Genomic DNA, 23,740 nt, shown 5'->3' with positions numbered 1-23,740 from the left:
TTCTTATTTACCATTTACAACATACAACCTCTCTTGTTTTTGAAGACTTAATTGAGTTATTAAGATCTATAGGAGTACAGTAAGACTTTACCTCAACTTTACGGAGGGCCTGTATGGAAAAATTCTTTAATATCTACAAAAAGGAAAAGTGTTTTTAATTAATATTGTTACTCCATCCGATGGAGGAACAATATTAATTAATGATCATACTTTCTGGTATTTTTTACCATAAGCAGTTATTTCGTTCTCACCACTCCTGTGGATTGTGATCGTGGTAATACCTATATTGCCAATCAACAAATGTTTCTTATTGTCGTAAGCTAACTTCCTCTTACCGAGAAATCCATCAATATAAAAATAAGAGTCACCCTCTTTGATTATCTTTAAAGGCTTTTCCTGTTTAACATCACTTTTCCATTCTCCAACAAAAAATTCTGGATTATAATAGTCATCATAGGCCTTTTTATACTCTTCAGCTTTTTCTTTAGAAACTCTTGAAAACTCAGCGCCTTTGTTTGCAATACTCATTTTCATTTTATCAGGATTATCCAAGAGATTCATCAAAATATCGACAGAAGCAACTCCATTTGTAATTTGGGTCTTAAGTGTTTTATCCTCTTTGTTGTAAGTAGCAGGAGCCTCAAGATCTTTGCTATTGAGATATAATTTATCTCCCTCCTTCTTTATTTCAAGGACTTCAGAATGCTCTTTGCCATCTTCAATCCAATAGCCTATATATTTATCATCACGCGATTGAGAACAAGAGTTTAAAAAAAATAATACTGCTACAGCAGAAAGGATTTTCAGAATCTTATTTTGTTTCATACCGAATTATTAAGGTTTATTTATCTAATTAAAGATATATGTTATTTAAATCATATGCAAGTTTCAATTAGCATCAACATGTACCTGATTAATGTAAAATAATTTCGTAAATAAAATGTCCAATGTATGTTATCAAGAATCACTGAAAATAGTTTATTTGATTTTTTTCACTTAGATTTAGGGATTGATTTATGGAAGATACAATTGACTCTAAATATTTTGACCCATTTAAAGGGCAAATTTTTAGGATTACTTTTAAGACACAAGATTATCAGGTAAAATTGTTAAAAAGAGATATTAAAAAAGATCAATCCGAAATTGACATTTTATTAGATGGAATAATTCAGAAACTCATTAAAATAGATGGAATATGGTGTTTCGAAAATTCAGGTATTGACCAAGCTTTTGCTTTTGAAATATGGAGAGCAATTTCTTTACGATATCGCCTTTAATCCCATTTAAATACCCCAATACCATATCCCACCACTTTTTGGTTAATTATTCATTTATAGATTGAAAATAAGAATCTTAACAGATTTGAGTTAACTGGATTGCTATGTAAATGACCAAATATTGAGCAGCACATCAAAAACCACAATGGTATGTACTGGAATGTCCTATTCCCATTTTAAACATATCAACTATAGAAATTTGCTGACTATTTTTATATACAAATTATTCATTTCTAGGATTACGACAGCAATTTATCCCTACCCGAGCTAATAGAAAAACTAAAATATCATTGCAATAAAGACAAATTCAAAAATATTACCAGTACAATCCATAAATTACAGTAAATTTTATTGATTTAAATATATTTAGCAAGATAATATTCAGTTTAAAGCATCAAACTCGAACTGATTTAACGAATTATTCGAAAATTAAGCAAAGGATTTCTTTTGAATTTCATCTAAACTAATTTTGAGTTCTCTAAAACTGAAAGAATTTTTTAATAATGAATAAAAATTTAAATGAATATATTGAATGCCTCATTATTGGGGCAGGCCCGGCTGGATACACAGCGGCTATATACGCATCACGGGCGGATTTGAAACCAGTACTATATACTGGAATGGTACCAGGTGGACAACTTACGCAAACCACTGAAGTCGATAATTTCCCTGGTTACCCTAAGGGAATTACGGGACCGATGATGATGGAAGATTTGCGAGAACAGGCGGAAAGATTCGGTGCGGAAATAAGGTTTGGGATGGTGACTAATATCGTTTTTTCTAAAAAAGAAGGCGATCTACATCGTATAGAAATAGATGGTATCAAAACGATAATGGCCTTAACAGTTATTATCGCAACAGGTGCAACGGCCAAATGGCTAGGCATAGAGTCTGAAGAAAAATACAATGGATTCGGCGTATCAGCCTGTGCTGTTTGTGACGGCTTTTTCTTTAAAGGTCAAGAAGTTGCTATCGTAGGCGCAGGTGACACCGCAGCTGAAGAGGCAACTTATCTAGCTAAAATGTGCTCCACGGTACATATGCTTGTTCGGAAAGATGAATTCAAAGCATCGAAAGCCATGGCTTCACGTGTGATGAATACAGCTAATATTAAAGTTTATTTTAACACGGAAGTTAAAGAAATTCTCGGTGATGACAAAGGTGTAAATGCTGTACTCACAACCAATAAAAGCACGACGGAGGATTTTGTAATTCCAGTAACTGGACTATTCATAGCAATAGGCCATAACCCAAACACGTCAATTTTCAAAGGACAAATAGAACTAGATGAACTTGGATACATCAATACCCAAACTGGATCTACCGCGACCAATATACAAGGTGTATTTGCCTGTGGAGATGTGCAGGATCGTGTATACAAACAAGCTATAACTGCTGCCGGAACAGGATGTATGGCTGCATTAGATGCTGAAAAATATATCGCTAACCAAGTTAAAGAAGTATCGTTTTTCCAACTGTAATCTGATATTGATTTTATTCTTATGCCAAGCCCTGGAACTAAGCAGAAGAAAAGCTAAAGGATTTATCCATTATATAATCTAATATCTTAAATCAAACATGTTTAACCATATCGAGCTTTACGCCGGTGATCCCATATTGTCCTTAATGGAAGCTTATCAGCGAGATATTCGTCCAAATAAAATCAATTTGAGCATTGGACTTTATTACAATGAAGAAGGATTGACACCGGTAATGGACGCTATTGCACTAGCGAAAAAAAATATATCAACATGCGGTGATTCGCCTTCTCTATATCTTCCAATGAGTGGCATGCCAGCTTATTGCATGGAGGTGCAAAATTTACTCTTTGCAGATACACAAGAAGCAATACAAGAGGAACGTATCGCTACTATTCAGACTCTCGGCGGATCGGGCGCATTAAAGATTGGCGCTGATTTCCTTAAAAATAGCTATCCCGAAAGTATCGTATATGTGAGCGATCCAACCTGGGACAACCATATTTCTATATTTAGCGGTGCAGGATTAAAAGTTGCCCGTTATCCTTATTTCGATCAATCGACAGGAAAAGTAGACTTTGACAGCATGATCAACTGTCTTGCACGATTGGAAATAAACTCCATTGTCATACTCCACCCCTGCTGCCACAATCCTACAGGAGCAGATCTAGCGCCACTTCAATGGGATAGAGTCATTGAAATTATTAAACGGAGGCAGTTGATCCCCTTTTTGGACATGGCTTATCAAGGCTTTGGAGAGGGGCTCAAAGAAGATACTTACGCTATTACAGCAATGACAAAAGCGGGACTATCATTTCTTTTGAGCAATTCTTTTTCAAAAATTTTCTCCTTGTACGGAGAGCGGATCGGCGGTTTGTCGATAGTATGCACAGACAGATCAGAGGCTGACCTTGTCCTGGGGCAATTAAAAGCCACTGTACGGAAAAACTATTCTAGTCCGCCAGCTACAGGAGCTAAATTGGTTGAAGCCGTTCTCAGCTCACCGACCTTGAAAGCAAACTGGCTTGACGAGCTAGATCATATGCGCAAGCGCATAAATGACATGCGAGAAGAGCTTTATCGGCAATTGATTGAGTTGGGCGGAGATCCTAAACGCTTTAGATTTCTGATTGAACAAAAAGGGATGTTCAGTTATACTGGCTTTTCTACCGATCAAGTTAAACTTTTGAAGGAAGAATTTGCATTATACCTGGTCGATAGTGGCAGGATTTGTATTGCTGGTCTGAACATCGAAAATATAGGCCGTGTAGCACGGGCATTTTTAGCGGTCACGGAGCAACTAGTCCAGATTGAAACATGCTAAATTCCTCCCCCCTTAAAAAATTAGCAGATTTACTCAAAGAATTTGGCCCTGAAGCGCTACGTGCCTGCTTGACAGCAATGCTTCCTGCTTTCTTAATAGGCTACTACCACCACGTTGAATATGCTGTTCCCTTTTTGATCGCCGCTATGAATGCGTCGATGACAGAATTTCCGGGGAGAAAGACTGACAAACTAAAAATAGCTGGTTGGGGTATAGCATCATCGACGGTCACTGCTTTGCTAATAGGTTCGCTCCTACCTTTCCCCTTTTTGTTGATCGGTACTGTTGCCCTCGCTGCTGGTATATTCGGTCTATTTAACGCTTTGGGACAGCGCATCGCAATGGTTGGTGTAACCAATCTATTTATGCTCACATTTACCATGGGTCTCCAGCTGCAGAATCCCGTGCAATTTTCATTATTTGTCTTCTTGGGGACAGCTTTTTATCACTGTATAATTTTTATCCATTTTAAGCTTGACCCTGTCTGGGATCTAAAGCGAGCCATTGCTAACAGCTATCTAGCCACTGCAAAATTAATCCGGACAAAAGCAAAATATTACAACACAAAATATGCATTGGAAAAGCTCTCCCAGGAAGTAACTCGCTTGAATATAATTTTGGCAGAACAACACGAAGTTATACGTTATCTCATCCTTCAAGATAATAATGACCTCCGTAATGAAAAGCAATATATCTTGTGGATTCGAGCTTATCAATTAATGGATCTATGCAGCTTAACCTCAGCCTCTAATAATAACTATACTACTGCAAGGATACAGCTTGCCAAGATTAAACTGCTCGACACGGTAAGTGATATGGTTATTATAGTTGCAGAGTGGATTGAAAACTATGCCAGAAGTTCTAAAGATGACGATCGTGCAATTATGGACCATGTAGAAAGGATTCGTAAAAAACTGGACGTCATTGAAAATCATGGTCATACGCTACCAGACGATATTCAGCTTGTACAAGATCTAATCGATAATACAAGAGCAATAATGCAGATATTGCTCAAGCCGCCGCTCAAAAATGATTCTTCATTAATCAATTCCTTTTTCTACAATAAAATCGATTATAGCCATTTTGTCGTATCGAATAAATACAGCATCCTCGATATAAATAAGCATATTCGATCTTTTTCGCCAGTTTTCGCATTTGCCTTACGCCTATCATTTCTCTTTCTTGCCGGAGGAATCATTGGCCTTTTACTTTCGGACATGAAGTATACCTATTGGATCTTTATGACGATAATCGTTGTTGCCCGTCCAAGCTTCTTCGTTACATTAAAAAGAAATATGGAACGGCTGACAGGAACACTAGCAGGCATTATTACCGGATGTTTACTCAGTCTCATCAGCCAGAACATTTACATTTCTATTGTCTTATCTGGCGTTCTACTGTTTTGCTTTTTACTCTTTAACCGCAGGCATTACTTGATTTCTGTCGTGTTTATCACTTCGTCTGTCGTTGTAGCCTTTCATCTAACTGAACCAAACCTAGTCACATTGGCAACTAGCCGCGTGCTTTTTTCCTTCATTGGCTGTATATTAGCTGTTGTCGGCTGGTTTTTATTTCCAATAAGAATGAACGGTCATATTGACTTTATCGTGCAAAAAGTAGATCGGGAAAATAATGACTATTTCGATGCAGTATTGGCCTATTTGGAATCCCCTAGCCACAGCCTTCAATTACAGGTAAGGTTAACAAGGAAAAGAGCGTTCACTTCGCTCACCAAATTATCTGAAACTTGTCTGCAATTGGAAAGGGAACCGGGTCTCGCCGAAGAACGGCTAAAAGCATGATAAGTTATGAAAAACATTGCAATCAATATCACGCCAGGATATCAAATTTACTTATAAATCAGGATAATACAGCTTATTTAAAAAAAGTACTCAAAACTCAATCGACCTAAAAAACAGCACTTAAAAAAAATATTAAACACATATATGGTAAATATCCATAAGCTTTATCGCCTCAAGAACTTCTAAAATATTCGCACTTATAACATATCCATTAATAATGGTAATCCGAAAAATTCTCATAATCCTGGCACATTAATTCTGATTATTCTTCATCTGCATGATGTTCTTTGCATGCGTCGTAAAACCCCTCTATATATTAATAATCAGACAATTAAAGCCATTTACCATATAATGATTCAGTATTATACTTATGGAATGTGCTAAGATATTAGCCCTAGATTCGGCAATTTTTAAATGATGTGTCATGTCTTTAATGTTTTAATGGTCCGTGAATAGATTTTTTGATTTATTCGGCAATCAGAAAAGGTACTTGTTTTCGTCCTCTTTTTTTTCCATATCATGATCCAGCATGGCATTAATCTGCTTTAAAAACGCCGACTCTACATTTCTATTAATACTGATTGGCATGATTGCCGGGTTAATAACTTGAGTTATATTATTATCCGTCCCCTTTTGTTTAAATATTTGATGATCAAAAAGATTCAGAAACAGGAAAATTGCTAGTAGAAAAATTAGGTATTAAGGGTATTCCTTCTAAATTCATTATAGATAAAGAGGGTAATATTCGCAACACATTAACAGGCTCTACACCAAACATTGACTACATAAAATTGGAAATGCATGAATTAATTGAATCTGCAAAAAAAGAGAAAAAATCTTAGGATACCTCCTTCTTAATATTAATCTTCTCTTAGAATTATTTTAGGAGGATACTGAATACAACTTGACGCAATACTCAAAATTCCATTCAGCTATTATGTCAGTATAATACAATAATATATAAAAAAAATACAAATTTATTTATTGTTATTTGTCCAAATTTGAATATTGTCACATATATAAAATTTGCTTCTTATGACGGATAATAATAAAATTAACACAGCCATTATTGGTTATGGCTTTTCAGGATCAATTTTCTTCGCTCCTTTTTTACATCTACATAATGGCTTCAAACTTTGCGGTGCTGTTGAAAGAAATACTAAAAAAATACAAAAGGACTACGCCTATACAAAGTCATATAATTCGGTCGATGACCTGTTACTCGACAAATCTATCGATCTAGTAGTTGTCAACACCCCGATTGATACACATTATGATCTAACCAAGAAGGTCTTGTTAGCTGGTAAAAATGCAATTGTTGAAAAAACCTTTACTAATAATGCCCAACAAGCATTAGAATTATTCGATATTGCAGAAAGAAATGGATTACATTTATTTGTTTTTCAAAACAGACGATTCGATAGTGACTTTCTTACTGTTGAGAGTGTTATAAATGGTGGTAAGTTAGGTAAGATCGTAGAGGCAAGCATTTCCTATGACTTTTTTATCCCAAAAGTCCGCGGAGAGGTGCATACAGAAAGGATGCATAGTGGTGGAGAGTTTAACAATAGAGGTTCTCATATTATCGACCAAGCTATAAAGCTATTCGGAATGCCAGATAAAGTATTTGCTGATTTTGCGGCGTTTAGACCTGGTTCATTAGTAGAAGATTATTTTGAGACTATCCTCATATATCCTGATAAAAGAGTAAAGTTGAGAGGTACAGATATATCCGTTTCCAACCAGCCAGGATATATCATACATGGTCTCAACGGCACATTTATCAAATCAAGATCAGACATCCAGGAAGAAAGCCTATTAAATGGTCAAGAGCCTAAAGCTGCCCCTTGGTGTTTTGAAGAAGAAAGAGAAAATGGTAGGTTAACTTACTTTAAAGAAGAAGAAAAAATTTCAGAAAGAATCCCAAGTGAGCATGGGAATTATTATAACTATTTCGAAGCTGTTTACCAATGTATGATAAATGGTGCCAATTCTCCCGTAACTGCATTCGATGGTTTTAAAACAATGCTAGTAATGGATGCAGCAAGGAAAAGTGTTGATGAAAAACAAATTATAGATGTTGCGAAAGTAGCATTACAATTTGATTTTTAAACACAAACAAAGAGTACATATTCTGAATTTTGTAACATTTTCAATATTTTACTCTGTATTACAGACTTAATATTAGAAGATATATTAGTAATCAAGTTTTGAAAGATGATAATGGAAACTTTAGAGCCTTGAAATGTACTATTAAAAAAACAAAATTTAAGATTCATAAGGATCTAGGGAATTTCATCTTGGAACAGGAAATTCAAAATTTCAAATATTTTTATTGAACTAGACACTACGTAGTTTTACAAATGTTATTCAAAAAAATCAAAATCAACAACTTAAGATTACATAAGAATTCGAAACTGCGAAATACACACTATCGAAAAGGCAGAAATATTTAACATGCAAAATAAATAACGGATGAAAAAAACGCTATTTTTTATATTAGGTATTATAGGAAGTTTAAACCTGTTTGCGCAAGAAAAGAATGACGAACAAGAGATAACAAATATCGAGTATAATCTTGCCTTACTAGAAAAAATCCGTATCTCCGCTAATCTAATTCCTGGACAAAAACCTGATGAAATTCGATATATAAAATTTGCAGAAAGTCCCCGAACATTAGCTCAGACTATAGAAGGTGGAGACGGAAGTTCTTATATCCAAGCTAGAACAGCCTACCAGATAATGTTTAGTAAAGAATGGGTCATGGTTGATGCTGGAATGGACAGGGAAGTACATGATTTTTTTGGAGCAGGACTACAACAACCATACTTTCAATCGGCTAACGACAGCTTACAACAAGCTCTCAAAAAAGCAAAAGAAATCATCATAACTCATGAACATGGGGATCATGTCTCAGGAGTAATTCGTACTCTTTATTACAAAGAAGTTGCTCCTAAAACGATATTTACAAAACAAATGGCCAACACCCTAATTAATAGTCCACAAATGCCACAAATACAATTGAAAAAAGAGCAGCTCAAAGACTATAACGTTGTAGATTTTCAGGACATCTTACCAGTTTCACCAGGAATAGTATTAATAAAGGCTCCAGGACATACACCCGGCGAGATTATGGTTTACGTACAACTTAAGAGTGGAAAGGAATATTTGCTTGCTGGTGATGTGAGCTGGTCCTATAAAGGAATCGAAGAAAAGCGACAAAAGCCCCAAAATCAAATAAAAAGAATTGGAGAAGATGAGGTTAAAATACAGTTTCAATTGGATTGGCTTAATGAGCTCACAAAAAAAGACATTCAGATAATTGTAAGTCACGATGATATTATCCAACCAAAACTAGTTCAAAAACAGATACTAAAAAAAGGTCTTATTTTAAAGTAGTAACACTTAAGTTATTAGATATAGATAGTAGCCCAAAGCTGTTATTTATATCTATTCATTGGCAAAAGTAGAAGCATTTAAATAGCCCCTTTTCCAAACGGTCAGGATAATCCAAAACTTGAAAAATTTCGAACTTTAATTTAATATAATCTCCCAAATATCGTAAAAACACTTAAATTATTTTTCAATGAGTTTTGCTTTAAATGCCAAAGGCGTTATGTAATCTCACCCTAACTAGCTATATTCAAAACTAAATAATTCCAATCGAATTTATTGTCATTATCTCGTTGGAAGGTTGGGAAATTCTCCTGTTTCCCATATTTCATTAAAAATTCTACAGGTGTAAGTTGCCCTAGCGAAGAATGCGGCCTGATATTATTATACATCCATGCCCAGGCATTAGCGTATTTTCTGATCGCAGTTAGGTTTTCAAACATGTAACTGTCTAATACATCCTGTCTGAAAGTTCTATTGAATCTTTCGATAAGACTGTTTTGAGTCGGTTTCCCTGGTTGAATGAAGTGCCATTCAATGCCATTTTGAGAACACCAACCCTGTAATATCTCCGCTAGAAATTCAGGGCCGTTGTCCGATCGTATGCATTCCGGTTTTCCTCGCCATTCTACAAGTTTTTCTAGTTCTTTGACAACTCTGCCTGCCGGAAGGCTAGTGTCTACCGTGATAGATAATGCCTCCCGATTAAAGTCATCTATGATATTCAGTGTACGGATGGTCTTTCCCATGGACAATGTATCGTGTTAATTCTCACTAAAATACCCCCATATATTCTCACTAAAATGCCCCCACCTTAAGTTTTTAATTAAGGTTTAACTTGTCGGAGTATTAAAGTCCGACATTATGTATAAAGTGGCAATGTATAATACGATAAAAACACTGCTGTCCCACGGGAAATCCATACGGGAGATAGCCTCAGAACTTGGGATGTGCCGCAAGACCGTTTCCCGGATACAGAAAGCCCTTGAGCGTGGCTTAGAGGAACCTTTGCCCCAGGTAAGACCAAAGCTGCTGGATGATTATCTCGATGACATTCAGGTATATAAGGAAATGGGGCTGAGCGCGATACTTATCCACCAGCGCCTGCATGAGCAGCACGGTTTAGATGTATCTTACCCCAGTGTTGCTAGAAGTATCGAGCGATTAAAGAAGCAGGAGGTTTTTGTGCCGCTGCACAGCGATCCGGGAGAAGAAGCACAGGTAGATTTCGGATATATGGGTACTTTCCGCAGGAATGGCCGCCCTGTTAAAGTATGGGTGTTTTCCATGGTTCTCTCCCATAGCCGCTACAGCTTTTATAAACTGGTGACCAGCCAGCGGGTGGACGAATTTCTGGACTGCCATATCAAAGCTTTCGAGTATTTTGGGGGTGTTCCGCGTACTGTCAAACTTGACAACCTGAAATCTGGGGTGATCACTCCGGATCTTTACGAACCGGAGCTCCAGCGCAGGTATGCTGAATTTCTTTCCTACTACAGCTGTGCAGGAATTGCGTGCAGGCCACGCCGTCCACAGGATAAGGGCAAAGTTGAATCATCTATCAAATATGTAAAAAACAATTTTTTAAAGGGCTTCGATGGCAATAGCTATGAAGATCTGCTGTGCGGTCTTAAGGTCTGGAACGAAGAGACATGCAATAAGCGCGTACACGGAACCACGCGCCGTATCCCGCTTGCCGTATTTGAGCAGTATGAAAAGCATGCACTGCTTGCATTGCCCCCGGTGCGATATGAGATCCTGGAGGTCGGATCCAGAAAAGTCACCCGGCTGGCACACGTGAGCTACCGCCATAATTACTATTCGGTGCCCGCTGCCTATGCGGGCAGGACCGTCAGGCTCGAAAGCAACGGTACCTGCCTAAAAATATTTGACGGCAGCACACGCATAGCACTCCATCAGGTAAGCGCACAGATGGGCATGTACGTTTCTCTGGAGGAACACCGTCCGGATTATAAAAAGAATATCAGCAGAGAAGAATATAAGCGGCTGATGGGAAGTATCGGACCTTCTGCACTGCTCTTCTTTGAACATCTTCTGGCAGAAGTCCCTACCCACTGGAGCCCGATGACCCGCGGGATACTTAACTTAAAAAAGCGGTTTACCGACGTGCAGATCGACCTGTCATGTAAACGCGCGCTCCATTACAGAGCCTTCAGCTACCAGCAGGTCAAACGGATCTGCGAGAACAAGCTCTACAAGCAAAATTACGAGGAAATGGTTCCTATGGTGTATTCCAGCGAATACGAACACGAACTCGGGCTATACGACAGATTAACAAACTGAAATAAATAATATGGAAACATTATTAGCAAATTTACGCCAGCTAAAATTGGCCACGATGGCCCAGAACCTTGAAATGAGGAACAGGCATGCCCTGGAAAAACAGATCAGCTACCTTGAATTTCTGGAGCTGCTCATCGAAGATGAAACAGTAAAAAGACAGTCCAATGGCTATCAGTCCAGACTGAAGGAATCCCGTCTGGATACGCAAAAGATCCTGGACTGTTATGACCTGAGTTACCAGCCGGACCTGGACAGAAGGCTATTGTTTGACCTGGCTTCCTGCCGGTTCATAGAACAGCGCTCCAACGCTATATTCATGGGGAAACCCGGTGTCGGAAAAACCCACCTGGCCCATGCGATCGGGCTCGAAGCGGTCAAAAGAGGTAAAAAAGTACTGTTTGTACACACAAATGAAATGGTCGAAAGACTGTTCGCATCAAGGGCAGACGGAAGTTACCAGTCCGTATTGCAGCGTTATCTAAAGCCGGACCTGCTGATACTTGATGAGCTGGGCTTCAAAAAAATGCCGCAGAACAGTCTTGAAGATTTCTTTGAGATCGTTCGCAGGAGGTACGAAACCGGGTCTATGATCATCACCACAAACCGAAACTTTGAAGACTGGGGAAACCTCTTCGGTGACAGGGTAATTGCTTCTGCTATTATAGATAGGATTGTCCATCATGCAACAATTGTAAAACTTAATGGGAACAGCTATCGCGTAAAAAATCTTATCGAACTACAGGATCTTTTTCCTGGTGAAGATACCCCAAGGACTAGAAGAGGACGGCCTCGAAAGCAGGAAAACGAAATCTCAGATGATCAGGATAATGAATGATTTTTTTTGCATATTAGTGGTGGCATTTTAATGAGAATCAGTGGGGGCATTCTGATGAGAATTAACATATCGTGCATAAAATCGAGACTCCATGTAATATTTGGCCCAATTGGGCATAATAGCGGAGCTTTTACCCGCGCAGGTAAACGTTTCTTGCGCTTGTTACGCAGATTTAGCCGCATCGCAGTATAAATGCGATATACACGTTTGTGATTCCACATAAACTGTAGCTTCCTTAAACGATGGTACATCATCCAAAATCCCCAAGTACGATGAAGATCCGCAAGGATGGATAATTGCTCTATTACCTCACTGTCATCGCTGCGCTTGGCTTGGTAATAATAAACCGACGTACTGATATTAAATAACTTACAGGCCTGACGAAGACTGGTTCCAAACTCCTCACGGGAGTAGCCAACAAGCTCCCGCTTCTCGGCAGGCCCTAGAGCTTTTTTTCGATAACATCTTTTAAGACCGTAATCTGTAGAGCTTGCTCGGCAACTATCTTTTTATATTGAGCCAGCTCTCGTTCCATATCTTTCATTTGCTTGAGCTGAGATGCCTCCATTCCGGAGTATTTACTTTTCCAAGAATAAAATGTACCCTGACTGATTCCATGCTCGCGGCAGATGTCAGATACAGACTGACCTGACTCCTGAAGTGATAAGATCTTAATGATCTGCGGCTCGCTGAATTTGCTTTTTTCATTGTCCCTAATTTATAAAACTACATTAATAATCATAGCTATTTTTAGGGGAGATTACAATGGCGAGGCGTAAATTTAGCTACTATTCCTTTACTTCTAATTGCCCTGATCATAATGATTTCTTTAAAAAAAATAAAAGAATAATAGGTTTATTATGCTTTTAATGTCTAATTTATCTTTTCATCTGTAAAATCATTAGCCTTCACATTTTGTGATTAGCCTACTGTAAATAGCTGTGTTATAGTAGTAATATGTGTAATATATAAATGGATTGATTAGTCTATCATTATGTTATTTTTAATTGTCTAGAAAGTACAAAATAATTCATAGGCTAAAGGGAGGTGCAACTTTACCTCCCTTGGTCTCCTTTGATTCGACATCTAGTTTTGTAACTATGGACATGTATATAAAGTGCTTCCCAAAATATTTGATCAAGCTATTGATTCATTTTTAACATCAACTCACCCAACACATTTTATAATATTATGTGGGAATATCCTTCACAGATTTCTACTAATTATTTAACACATATTGCTAAAAATAGGGATTTGCGAAAAATATATTAACTCAGGACCATCTAAAGAATTTAGTAAACTTAAAATTTCCTTTTCTTTAGCAATCTGAACAAAAGTTAGACAATCATTTTCAAGAGAAACACATTGCGCATGATATTTATATAGAATGTCTGAAATATTTCTATTTGCCCTGGATGAAATTCTGAAGAGCGCTACTTGTAATACTGAACCAAATGAAATTAAAACGTCGATCACACCTGGGATCAATTTTAAATTTAAAATTGTTGGATCTATTAAATTGCTAGGAATAGCAATTTCAATATTTATAGATACCACATCAGGGTCATCAGTTCTTGATTGAGAAATTGTTTCCGTTAAAATACCTAGGTTTTTTATAACAACGACTATATTCTGTAGTAAATCAATTTGGTTATTACAGATTAAAGTGAAAAGCTTAGTAGGAATTTTTTGATTTTTCATATTTAAGTGATATTTAAAAAAAAAGCCTCCCATTTTTTTTGGGAGGCTTACAATTAGTGTTAAACTATTTTACAAAGTAATACTCCCGCATTTGTAAAAAATGACGACAGCGACCACAATTGAAGTAGTAATATTATTATTGATAATTGCTTTTATGTTGTTCAAAGTTTTTGTTTTTTTTCAAAGTAAAGTAAAATATTAATTCAAAACAAATAAGCATTTTAGTGAAATTTTTAAATTCTATTTCATTCTGAAAAATAAACGGATCACCTTCTTCATCAGATTGAAGACATGAAAAATCTTCGGTTTAAAATGATTTTTTTTTAACATTTTATTGAAAATAATTATTCCAAATAATATGGAGTTCAAACCGGAAAGAGATTTCTAAATTTTAATCTAATGCCACAATTTAAGTTATACTAAGTACTTTACAACGGTTTTAAGAAAGGATAACAATAAAATATTTATAGTAAAATATCAAGATGAAAAAGGCAAGTATTAAAAGCAATATCGCCACATATTTTAAGAAAAAATTGGAGAGGCATAAAGTTTATAATTGGTCAAGCTTAGCTAACAATTACAATTGAGTTTCAGTCGCAATTTATGCTCGATAATCTCCCATAAAATAAAAAAAACAATAATATATTCATATCCTACATTGCGATTGTCCATTAAAATGAAATTTATTCGGAAGTTTGGAATACGCTATTTTTTATGTCGTCAACTATTTATTTTTGGAAGAATAATTGAACATTGTATAATTATCGAAGCTCATAATCACCTGAAAAATTCATCAAATAAATAGCACATTTACACAAAAATTGTATTCTACTATGATAACTTTAGATCCAATAGATAGAAAATTATTGCAATTACTGCAAGAAGACGCGACAATAAGCAATAAAGAACTCGCTCACCAAGTAAACAAATCGATCGCATCAGTACACGAAAGAGTAAGAAAGCTAAAAGCGAAAGGTTATATTAAAAAAATAGTTGCAGTCCTGGATCGCCATAAAATTGGAATAGGATTAATTTCTTTTTCTCAAGTTTTCTTAAAGGCACATACGGCGGATGTACTTAAAGATTTTGAATGCGAAGTTTCAAAATTTCCAGAAGTAATGGAATGTTTTCAAATGGCCGGCTCATATGATTTCATGCTAAGAATTGGGACCAAAAATATGGATGCCTATCACGTTTTTTTGAGACATAAATTAGCTGTATTACCTCAGGTTAACACAGTACAAACATACTTTGTCTTATCAGAAACTAAGGATGACACCAAATACCATTTTTAAGAATATTTTACATTTATGAAATATACTCAAAATTTCTCACCAAAGAATAAGTAACATAATAGAAATTCTTATATCTCAGTACTTGGGTTGATAACTGTTTAAATTAAACTTTACGCTTGAAGTATATTTTAATGGTAAATAGCGTATCACGATTAATTTGCTTTAACATGAAATGACAAAATCTATTAAAAAATGTGGCCGTATTGTCCTTTGAACTATTAAATTTCAAAATTGGCAGAAAATTCCCTTACCTATTATACAGATGCGGATTAAAAACAGGGAATCTAGAAAATTGAATCCCCTACATGCCGATGATATACTATTTAAATTAATCTTAAAATGGCAAATTCTATTATCCAATTATTTTCTTTCAAACTGAGTTTTTATATAGTCTTTAAGCCCAATAATTCACAATTTAAATAAATATGAATCACCTACAATACAATAAATAAATAACTTTTCACTGATATCATTTTGGAGAAGTGGATTAATTCTTTTTAACAATCAGTCACATTAATTGGAACCTTAAGCGCTAGGCCTCCGTCAGAAGTCTCTTTATATTTTACATTCATATCCAAAGCAGTCTCCCACATCGTAGATATTACTGCATCTAAACTAACTTTCGCCTTTGATGGATCAGAATTTAATGCAAGCTGACTTGCTAGAATTGCTTTGATGGCCCCCATCGAATTTCTCTCAATACACGGAATCTGCACAAGTCCTGCAATTGGATCACATGTTAAACCTAGATGGTGTTCCATTGCAATTTCAGCAGCCATAATAGATTGCTTAACTGTTCCACCCAAGCTTTCTGTCAGTGCGGCGGCAGCCATAGCAGAGGATACGCCTATCTCCGCTTGGCCCCCCCCCATTGCTGCTGAAATAGTGGCCCCTTTTTTAAAAATTGACCCTATTTCCGACGCTGTCGCTAAAAAACGATATAAAGTCTCCGAATCATATTTCCCTTTAAATATCATCAAATAAAAATAGACCGCCGGAATAACTCCTGCTGAACCGTTTGTTGGAGAAGTTACTACTCTTCCGAAAGATGCATTTTGTTCATTTACAGCAATTGCAAAACAACTAACCCAATCCATAATATATTCAAAAGACTCTCCCCCATCTTTTATAGCTAGTAACCAACTCTCGTATCCATCATAAAATCGCCCTTTTAAAAGCTTGAGATTTAACTTTCCTGCTCTCCGTTCAACATCTAGCCCTCCTGGAAGGCAACCAAATCTATGACAACCTGTATATATAGAGGATGAAAATACTGTAAAAATATTATTTAAACCTTTATAAGTCTCTTCCTTACAACGCCAAGATTCTTCATTAAAAAAAACAAGATCAGATATTTTTATCATCATTTGATCAGTGTAATTAATAATGTCAGCTCCATTCTGAATTGGGTAAGGCAAATTGACATCTTGTTTCTTCGATTTTATTTGATTTTCCTGAACGACAAAGCCGCCGCCAATCGAATAATATGTTTCTGAATGTACTGATCCTTTCGAATAAAATGCGCAAAATGTCATACCATTTGGATGAAATGGCAAAGCCACTTCATAACAAAAATGAATGTCATTTTTATAACTAAACTTTAGTTCACCAAATTCAGCGAGATACAATATTCCATTTTCTTTTATCCTTTCATATTCTTTAAAAACTTTATTTGTATCAAAAGTTACCGGATCAAAACCTGACAACCCCAATAAAACGGCAATATCTGTTCCGTGACCTATTCCAGTTTTAGCTAAAGAGCCATAAAGAAATATTTCAATTCGCTCAACTTGTCCGACATCTGTTTTTAATTTTAAACTAGCTAAATATAGTTCTGCAGCTCTCCAGGGACCAAGAGTATGTGAACTTGAGGGGCCTATTCCAATTTTAAACATATCAAAAATGGAAATTGTCTCTTGTGATCTCATATTTTTTTCATTAGGTTATAATTTAATTGATGGTATTTCCGGTTATTTTATCAAAATAATCAAACCGAAAAAAAACACAACAAATATGATCACAAACAAGAAAAAAATCAATGATATAAAGTAATAACAATAATTTTTATAAAATCCAATCCAAAAACCAGTTAATTTTCAGAATAACCTATAAAAAATACAACATAGCCATAATTTCTATTGATTCATTGAATCCGTTATTATTTTATCTGAATGGAGATTTTGATACCCTTGACCATCCGAATTCGAAAATCAGTGACCAGTTAATACGGACAATTTTGACCATTTAAATATTATGCTGAAAATCGTGAAATCCATTTTACCCACTTTTTATAGTCATGTTAATAGTGGTCAATTTTCCTCGGAATCGCATGGTCTCAATCTCCGAAATCTCCAATAGGGCAATGCCTACCATTTTCATAATTTGCTTCATAAGCTTACTTTTTATATTCTATCAGTTCGAATCTGTTGCCAAAAGGATCACGAAAGAAACACCTTTCCCTTCCTTCTATTTCTGAGGAATAACTGATTTCAATACCTTGTCTTTTCAGGAATTCTTTGGCAGAAAGAGAGTCATCCACTACAAAGGCGGGATGCCGGTCAGAATTGGTTTTGTGTCCATTTTCCTCCCTGATATGTAACTGTATATTGCCTATTTCAAACCAGATCGCGCCACGTGCGTGGTCGCCAGTGATTTCTTTCAGGTATAGTACACCCATATAAAATTCCCGTGCAGCCTTTTTGCTTCCTGGCGGAATGGTTATAAGCACGTGGTCAAGCCGTTTAAAATCAATCATGTTTCAATGTATTTAAAACTTCATTTAATGCTCGGTGCATTATTTCCTTATTTACATCCACATCTGTCCAATACTTTATTCCGATAACGCCCTGGTTAACGAGCATCTTCAAACCATCTACCGTTTTACACCCTTTAGCAGCAGCAGTTTTCAACAGATGTGTTTGCGGAGGATTATGGATGCCGTCAGCTACAACCATATTAGCCGTGATACTCGCAAAATTAATTGCCAATTGCTCGTCTACATTTGGGAAAAGCCCGATACTTGTGGCATTGATTACGATATCGGTATCTGCCTCAATGCTGTATCCTTCCATCCAGGGATGATAAGCAGCGTTGGCTTCGGTACAACCGTTGAGCAATGCAACAACCTCTTTTCCTCGTTCTTTTCCCCGGTTCACGATGAGGATTCTTTCTGCGCCTGCCAATGCCAATTCAACCCCTACCGCCCTTGCCGCTCCACCAGCACCAAAAATCGTAATCTTCCTTCCTGCTGGGTTAACTACTTCTTTCAGTGCCTGAACAAAACCTTTACCATCCGTATTTTCACCAATCCATTGGTCATTGCGCCTCACAATTGTATTGACTGCGCCAATAAGCTTTGCCGAAGTACCCAGACCGTCGAGATATGGAATAATAGCAACTTTATGCGGGATGGAACAGTTGAAGCCCATCCAACCCATTGCCTTTGCTCCATCTACCGCTGCTTTCAAATTTTCTGGAGCTACTTCGCAGTTGATATATCGAAAATGTAAACCATGATACCTATATGCGGCTTCTACCATTGCCACGGTAGGGTTTTCGGCTGCAGGTTCTGCAAAAGAACCCGTTAAAATCGGAAGAAAATCAGTTTTTTCAGACATTGTTTATTAATAATATTAATTTATTTGGAAGACAACTTTATTTGCTTCATACAAATTTCCTCAAAATTCAATCTCAAAAAACAGTACATTAATAGGTCTTTTTTGTACTTTTACCGTATATATAATTATTGACATGAAAAAAATACAGTTCGAATCCCTTGTAATCCATAACTTTGAGGAGAAGGCCTTTCACCTGCCTGTCCACAGCCATACATATTACGAACTTGTATATATACATAAAGGTAAAGGGATCCATCTGCTAAACAGAAGTAGCCTTCCTTATAAAAGTGGGGATCTGTTTATCATTTCTCCGGAAGACGAACATTATTTCGAAATAGCCAGAAGCACTCGTTTTACGTTTATAAAATTTACGGATGATTATTTTTCGGCCCATAAAATTTACTATGAAGCAGACGCATTCATTTCACTGACACCTGAAAAAATAATGCGGAATAAGTTATTAAAAGAAGTGAAGTTAAAAATGGATGAACCATGTATCTCTATTTTGAAAAATACAGTAGAAAACATCGTAGCTTACAACTGCAAAAAGGAGATTTCCCAGTCTCCGTTAATGTTTTATCAGATACTTTCTATATTCGGGCTGATAAAAGAGGCTGCTGCTAAATTGAACATACGTATTGACAAAGGGCAACCTGAAAAGGAAGAACTGATCTCTTACATCCATCAGCATATTTATCAGCCTTCAATGATTCAGATCAAAAGCATCGCAGCCCATTTCGCTATTTCGCCAACCTATTTCAGCGATTATTTCAAGAAGAAATTTGAGATAAGTTATCGTAATTATACCAATGATTACAGGCTGAAAATTATTGAAAAACGCCTGCGGATGCCTTCAATAACTCTTTCGCAAATAGCTAACGAGTTCGGGTTTAATGATGAAAGCCACTTGAATAAATTCTTTAAAACCCATAAAGGGATTGGGCCTAAAGAGTTTCGCATTAAAGTAAAATAAATTAGAATTGTACGTGCTTCTGTAGCAAGGACTTTTGTGAAAAATCATATTTAGTACGGTTTTTGCACATCAGAGATAGATTCAAACTTTTTAAAAATGCAAAAATTATTTTTTTTAGGAGTAATGATAATTCTAGTATCTTCATTTACACAATGCAAGACAGCAAAATCAACTAGATTAGACCTTAAAGGTGATAAAAATTTAAATAAAACTATTATTCTCTTTCTATCAAAAGATCAAATGATTATGGAAAATGTAGAAAAGGAAGTAAAAGAATATGGAGCTGAAATTTTGTATAGATATGGCACAACAAACGGAATGGCTTTGAAAATTCCGACTGATAAATCTGTGGATGAAGCTATTGAACATTTTAAAAAGCTCAATGGAGTTATAAGTGTATCAAAAGATCAAATAAACACAATCCAAAAATAGAAATTCAATATCTATGTCTACTTAAAAAGTTAAAGGACTTAAACGAAATCTAGAAACAATCATAAAAAGCGAACAGCTATTCAAAATTGAATTGCTGTTCGCTTATATAATCAATATTATTTATTCAACAATTGTGGGAGTGTAACTCAAACTGTGTCATTGGATTAAAATCTTAAAAACCTCTTTCTAATTTGAGTCTATCCCCAAATCTAATATAAAGTTGGGATATGGTCAAGCCCCAGTTATGCATTGGCATCGTCCATTTTTTTGCAATATCTTTAATAATTAAATACATCAATTTCATGAGCGCCTGTTCAGAGCTGAAAGCTCCTTTAGATTTAATAATTTTTCGTATCTGACGGTGCATTCCCTCGATCGGATTTGTGGTGTATATAATCTTGCGAACCTGATCCTCGTATTCAAAGAAAGTAGAAAGATTGGTCCAGTTATCCATCCAGGATTTGGCAGCAAGTGGGTATTTCTTGCCCCATTTTTCTTCAAAAGACAGTAGGTTTTCATATCCCATTTCTTCGTTCACAGCCTTATAGACCGGTTTTAGATCCTCCATGACAAGCTTCTTGTCTTTTTCGGTTACGTAACGCATACTTGTTCTGATCTGGTGAACAATACACAACTGGATCTTTGTTTTTGGAAAAATAGCTTCTATGGCCTCAGGGAACCCTTTTAGACCATCAATACAAGCAATAAGGATGTCTTCAACGCCACGTTGCTTTAAATCTGTAAGAACTGAAAGCCAGAACTTAGCTCCCTCATTTTCTGAGCTATAAAGAATGATCAGATCTTTTCTACCATCCATACCAACTCCCAGGATATTATAGATGGCCCTCGATTCAACAGTTCCATTCTGGCGAACCTTGATGTGCATGCAGTCTAGGAATACAAAGGGATAAACAGCTTCAAGAGGCCTGCTACGCCACTCATTTACCGCTGGAAGCACGCTTTCTGTAATACGCGATATTTCTGTGGCAGAGATCTCCATTGCATACATTTCGCGTATAAACTCGCTTATCGCCCGTGTGCTCATTCCTTTGGCATACATGCTCAACACATGGCCCTCAAGCTGTTCAGTGATGATTAATTGTCTCTTAGGTACTACTTTAGGCTCGAACGTTCCCGATCTATCCCGGCCTGTCTCCAGCTCAAAAGTTCCGGTATTGAGACCTCGGACTGTCTTTTTTGTCTTGCCATTTCGACGATTGCTATTGCCCGAAGCTTTCTCTTCGTTCAAGTGGTTTTCCAGTTCTCCATCCATCATCGATTCCAACAGATGCTTCATTAACGGCGCTAGGACGCCATCATTGGGAGATAAACTTTTACCTTCGTAAAGACCTTGCATAGCTTCTGCCTTGAAGCGTTCAAAGTCGAATGGGTCTTTTTCTTTCATGACCGTGTCGTTTGAATAATTGAATATAAATAATCTTATTTAATTATTCCTCTGACACAGTTTACGTTACAGTCTCATGAAAAATCCAAAAATGACGACTAAATTATTTAGTTTAAACTATGAAAACCGAATTGATTTAATTCCTAACATTGTATCGGTAATCAAAAACTTAGGGCTTTTAATCGAAACTATCTCTCAATCAAAAACCGATATCCTTTTATAACTACACTCAAAAAACAATATTATTAATTATGATTACCACCATCAATTTTAATAATCTCCCCTGTACAGAAATTTCCATCCTCGGAAGCCAGCATAGCGACCACCCCAGCAACATCTTCTGGTTTGCCCATAGACATTCCCATTCGGCCTAGGTGTTCTAATAATGTATAGTCAACATTTTCACCTAAATTTTCCAAAGGGTTATTGTTTGTCATTCCTGTGGCTATCCCCCCTGGAGCTACTGCATTTATTCTCACCCCTTGCTTAAGGTATTCCCAAGCTAATGCTTTGGTCATTGCAACCACACCACCTTTACTTGCAGAATAACCTGGCATATATGGATGACCAAAAAAAGCCGATGTTGAAGCCGCATTGACAATATTTCCTTGAGTTTTTAATAAATGAGGTATTGTCTCACGTATGGTCAAAAAAGTTCCTAATAAATTCACTTGTATAGGTAGCATAAATTGCTCAATGGTAGTCTCTGTTGTCACTGAAGATCTTAAGATACCTGCCATATTAATTAGAACATCTATTTTTCCTTCTTTGGCAACTACCGTTTTTACCATGTTTTTTACCTCCAGCTCCTCACTTACAGAAGCCTTAAGAAACCAAGATTTGCTTCCCGCCAAACGACACGTCTCTTCAAGTCCTTCTTCATTAACATCCACTGCTATAACCCTAGCCCCTTCTTCGGAAAGCCTAATTGCACATGATCGTCCCATTCCCGAACCAGCACCTGTAATAATTGCGACCTTGTCGTCAAATCTTTTTAAATTACTCATTTTTAAGATTATTTTAATTGTTTATAGAATTATATATAATGTCTAACTTATTTCAAAAGTTAAGTTTATAAGAATAACATGTATTAGACCAGTCATTTTAAAGCTTTATGATTTTATCACATGAAACTATATCCATCTTTAAACCTTTAGCTAGAACTAATCGCTGGATAACGATGTCTTCACATTTTTTAGTTTTTATTATCATTTTAAAACTCTTATCGTCCAGTTCAAAAGAAAGTAATTCAATCTCGGCTATGTACTGCTTTAGATAATTGAGAATTTCCTCTCTTCTAACCAGTAATTTTTTACAGACAGAAAAAACTAATATATATGGCATCGAAAAATTAATCGGATTTAAAAGAAATTAAAACATAAAATTACTTGAGCGCATCAAAGAAGACCCATTTTTTATTACATAAATTTCAAAAAGTATGGACATTAAAAATCCATTTCTATTATTTAGTCTTCCATTTATTCTTTGTTTTTCTGAATTAACTAAATAGTTTAAACGTTTTATTTTTTCCATTCCTTCTATTTCCTTTTTTAAACCTTTTAACTTAGCAGGGAGATATTGCCTATCTCTGTAGAAAGTCTTTAATAATTTCGTCCTTTCTATATATTGAGATCGGTATCTGTACAAGCTAATAAGCGGCTTTTCTTGAATAGGAGCATGAAGCGTCATTTGGTCTATATAGCGGTAACATCTCTCAATCTCATCACGCAAGACAAGTTCTAAAAGTCCGGACAAGTTATTGAAGTAACGATAGATTTTATCTCTGGGAATATTAAAATCAATAATTTTCACATGCCTGAACCCAACTCTCTCTAAAACCACTTTAGCATCTGAAATAGAATCGTATACAAAATCCGCAATTTTCATGATATTATATTCAGTTT

22 protein-coding genes are annotated in these 23,740 nt (G+C 36.2%); 11 read left to right on the top strand and 11 right to left on the bottom strand.

Translation table 11 applies throughout. The features are described from left to right. Positions 1-204: 204 nt before the first annotated feature. Positions 205-825: a hypothetical protein gene (locus tag B3297_RS19245; protein ID WP_286779315.1), complete on the bottom strand. Its 621-nt coding sequence runs from the start codon at positions 823-825 to the stop codon at positions 205-207. 191 nt (positions 826-1,016) lie between these two features. Here B3297_RS19245 and B3297_RS19240 point away from each other — a divergent pair, with 191 nt between their 5' ends. The 6 genes from B3297_RS19240 (at position 1,017) to B3297_RS19215 (ending at position 9,280) form a co-directional block, all read left to right on the top strand. Next, positions 1,017-1,277, top strand: a complete 261-nt coding sequence (locus B3297_RS19240) for a hypothetical protein (protein ID WP_286779314.1) — start codon at positions 1,017-1,019, stop codon at positions 1,275-1,277. 503 nt (positions 1,278-1,780) lie between these two features. Further along, a complete protein-coding gene (trxB, locus tag B3297_RS19235; RefSeq protein WP_286779313.1) occupies positions 1,781-2,758 on the top strand; it encodes a thioredoxin-disulfide reductase in 978 nt (325 codons plus the stop codon). 97 nt (positions 2,759-2,855) lie between these two features. Next, positions 2,856-4,079: an aromatic amino acid transaminase gene (locus B3297_RS19230; RefSeq protein WP_286779312.1), complete on the top strand. Its 1,224-nt coding sequence runs from the start codon at positions 2,856-2,858 to the stop codon at positions 4,077-4,079. Continuing rightward, positions 4,073-5,881 carry an FUSC family protein gene (locus tag B3297_RS19225; protein ID WP_286779311.1) on the top strand — a complete coding sequence of 603 codons (1,809 nt, stop codon included), beginning with the start codon at positions 4,073-4,075 and terminating at the stop codon, positions 5,879-5,881. The genes B3297_RS19230 and B3297_RS19225 overlap by 7 nt, the downstream gene beginning before the upstream one ends. A 1,035-nt stretch (positions 5,882-6,916) precedes the next feature. Beyond that, positions 6,917-7,993 carry a Gfo/Idh/MocA family oxidoreductase gene (locus B3297_RS19220; RefSeq protein ID WP_286779310.1) on the top strand — a complete coding sequence of 359 codons (1,077 nt, stop codon included), beginning with the start codon at positions 6,917-6,919 and terminating at the stop codon, positions 7,991-7,993. A gap of 363 nt (positions 7,994-8,356) precedes the next feature. Then, a complete protein-coding gene (locus tag B3297_RS19215; protein ID WP_286779309.1) occupies positions 8,357-9,280 on the top strand; it encodes an MBL fold metallo-hydrolase in 924 nt (307 codons plus the stop codon). A gap of 230 nt (positions 9,281-9,510) precedes the next feature. Here the strand turns inward: B3297_RS19215 and B3297_RS19210 are convergent, their stop codons facing one another. Continuing rightward, entirely contained in the window at positions 9,511-10,023 is a 513-nt protein-coding gene (locus B3297_RS19210; RefSeq protein WP_286779308.1) for an integrase core domain-containing protein, read from the bottom strand. 115 nt (positions 10,024-10,138) lie between these two features. Between B3297_RS19210 and istA the strand changes: the two genes are divergently transcribed. Both istA and istB read left to right on the top strand, forming a co-directional pair. After that, entirely contained in the window at positions 10,139-11,578 is a 1,440-nt protein-coding gene (gene istA, locus B3297_RS19205; RefSeq protein WP_112375392.1) for an IS21 family transposase, read from the top strand. 10 nt (positions 11,579-11,588) lie between these two features. Next, positions 11,589-12,413: an IS21-like element helper ATPase IstB gene (istB, locus tag B3297_RS19200; protein ID WP_112375393.1), complete on the top strand. Its 825-nt coding sequence runs from the start codon at positions 11,589-11,591 to the stop codon at positions 12,411-12,413. On the opposite strand, the gene B3297_RS24905 is transcribed toward istB, so the two are convergent. From B3297_RS24905 to B3297_RS19190, 3 genes are all read right to left on the bottom strand, one after another. Continuing rightward, on the bottom strand, positions 12,398-12,703 hold the full coding sequence (locus B3297_RS24905; RefSeq protein WP_369012229.1) for an IS3 family transposase: 306 nt from the start codon (positions 12,701-12,703) through the stop codon (positions 12,398-12,400). The genes istB and B3297_RS24905 overlap by 16 nt on opposite strands. A gap of 152 nt (positions 12,704-12,855) precedes the next feature. Then, positions 12,856-13,131 carry an IS66 family insertion sequence element accessory protein TnpA gene (tnpA, locus tag B3297_RS19195; protein ID WP_286779316.1) on the bottom strand — a complete coding sequence of 92 codons (276 nt, stop codon included), beginning with the start codon at positions 13,129-13,131 and terminating at the stop codon, positions 12,856-12,858. A gap of 509 nt (positions 13,132-13,640) precedes the next feature. After that, a complete protein-coding gene (locus B3297_RS19190; RefSeq protein WP_286779307.1) occupies positions 13,641-14,114 on the bottom strand; it encodes a hypothetical protein in 474 nt (157 codons plus the stop codon). 833 nt (positions 14,115-14,947) lie between these two features. Between B3297_RS19190 and B3297_RS19185 the strand changes: the two genes are divergently transcribed. Beyond that, positions 14,948-15,409, top strand: a complete 462-nt coding sequence (locus tag B3297_RS19185) for an Lrp/AsnC family transcriptional regulator (protein WP_286779306.1) — start codon at positions 14,948-14,950, stop codon at positions 15,407-15,409. A 497-nt stretch (positions 15,410-15,906) separates the two neighbouring features. Here the strand turns inward: B3297_RS19185 and B3297_RS19180 are convergent, their stop codons facing one another. The 3 genes from B3297_RS19180 to aroE all read right to left on the bottom strand — a co-directional run bounded on the left by B3297_RS19180 (position 15,907) and on the right by aroE (position 19,026). After that, positions 15,907-17,337: an L-serine ammonia-lyase gene (locus tag B3297_RS19180; RefSeq protein ID WP_286779305.1), complete on the bottom strand. Its 1,431-nt coding sequence runs from the start codon at positions 17,335-17,337 to the stop codon at positions 15,907-15,909. 467 nt (positions 17,338-17,804) lie between these two features. Further along, entirely contained in the window at positions 17,805-18,164 is a 360-nt protein-coding gene (locus B3297_RS19175; protein ID WP_286779304.1) for a VOC family protein, read from the bottom strand. Beyond that, complete coding sequence (gene aroE, locus B3297_RS19170) at positions 18,157-19,026, bottom strand: shikimate dehydrogenase (protein ID WP_286779303.1); 870 nt, start codon at positions 19,024-19,026, stop codon at positions 18,157-18,159. The genes B3297_RS19175 and aroE overlap by 8 nt, the downstream gene beginning before the upstream one ends. Before the next feature lie 133 nt (positions 19,027-19,159). Between aroE and B3297_RS19165 the strand changes: the two genes are divergently transcribed. Continuing rightward, positions 19,160-19,999, top strand: a complete 840-nt coding sequence (locus tag B3297_RS19165) for an AraC family transcriptional regulator (protein ID WP_286779302.1) — start codon at positions 19,160-19,162, stop codon at positions 19,997-19,999. A gap of 96 nt (positions 20,000-20,095) precedes the next feature. Then, a complete protein-coding gene (locus B3297_RS19160; protein WP_286779301.1) occupies positions 20,096-20,431 on the top strand; it encodes a hypothetical protein in 336 nt (111 codons plus the stop codon). A gap of 172 nt (positions 20,432-20,603) precedes the next feature. Here the strand turns inward: B3297_RS19160 and B3297_RS19155 are convergent, their stop codons facing one another. The 3 genes from B3297_RS19155 to B3297_RS19145 form a co-directional block, all read right to left on the bottom strand. Beyond that, positions 20,604-21,836 (bottom strand): IS256 family transposase, encoded by a 1,233-nt coding sequence (locus B3297_RS19155; protein ID WP_286779300.1) that lies wholly within the window; start codon positions 21,834-21,836, stop codon positions 20,604-20,606. Between the two features lie 245 nt (positions 21,837-22,081). Next, positions 22,082-22,843 carry an SDR family NAD(P)-dependent oxidoreductase gene (locus tag B3297_RS19150; RefSeq protein ID WP_286779299.1) on the bottom strand — a complete coding sequence of 254 codons (762 nt, stop codon included), beginning with the start codon at positions 22,841-22,843 and terminating at the stop codon, positions 22,082-22,084. A 364-nt stretch (positions 22,844-23,207) separates the two neighbouring features. Next, on the bottom strand, positions 23,208-23,723 hold the full coding sequence (locus B3297_RS19145; protein WP_286779298.1) for a hypothetical protein: 516 nt from the start codon (positions 23,721-23,723) through the stop codon (positions 23,208-23,210). Between the last annotated feature and the right edge of the window lie 17 nt (positions 23,724-23,740).

Source organism: Sphingobacterium sp. UBA3519, assembly GCF_002377215.1.
GTDB classification, from domain to species: Bacteria; Bacteroidota; Bacteroidia; order Sphingobacteriales; family Sphingobacteriaceae; genus Sphingobacterium; species Sphingobacterium multivorum.
The sequence above is the reverse complement of the archived record's forward strand: the minus strand, read 5'-3'. Positions and strand labels throughout refer to the sequence as shown.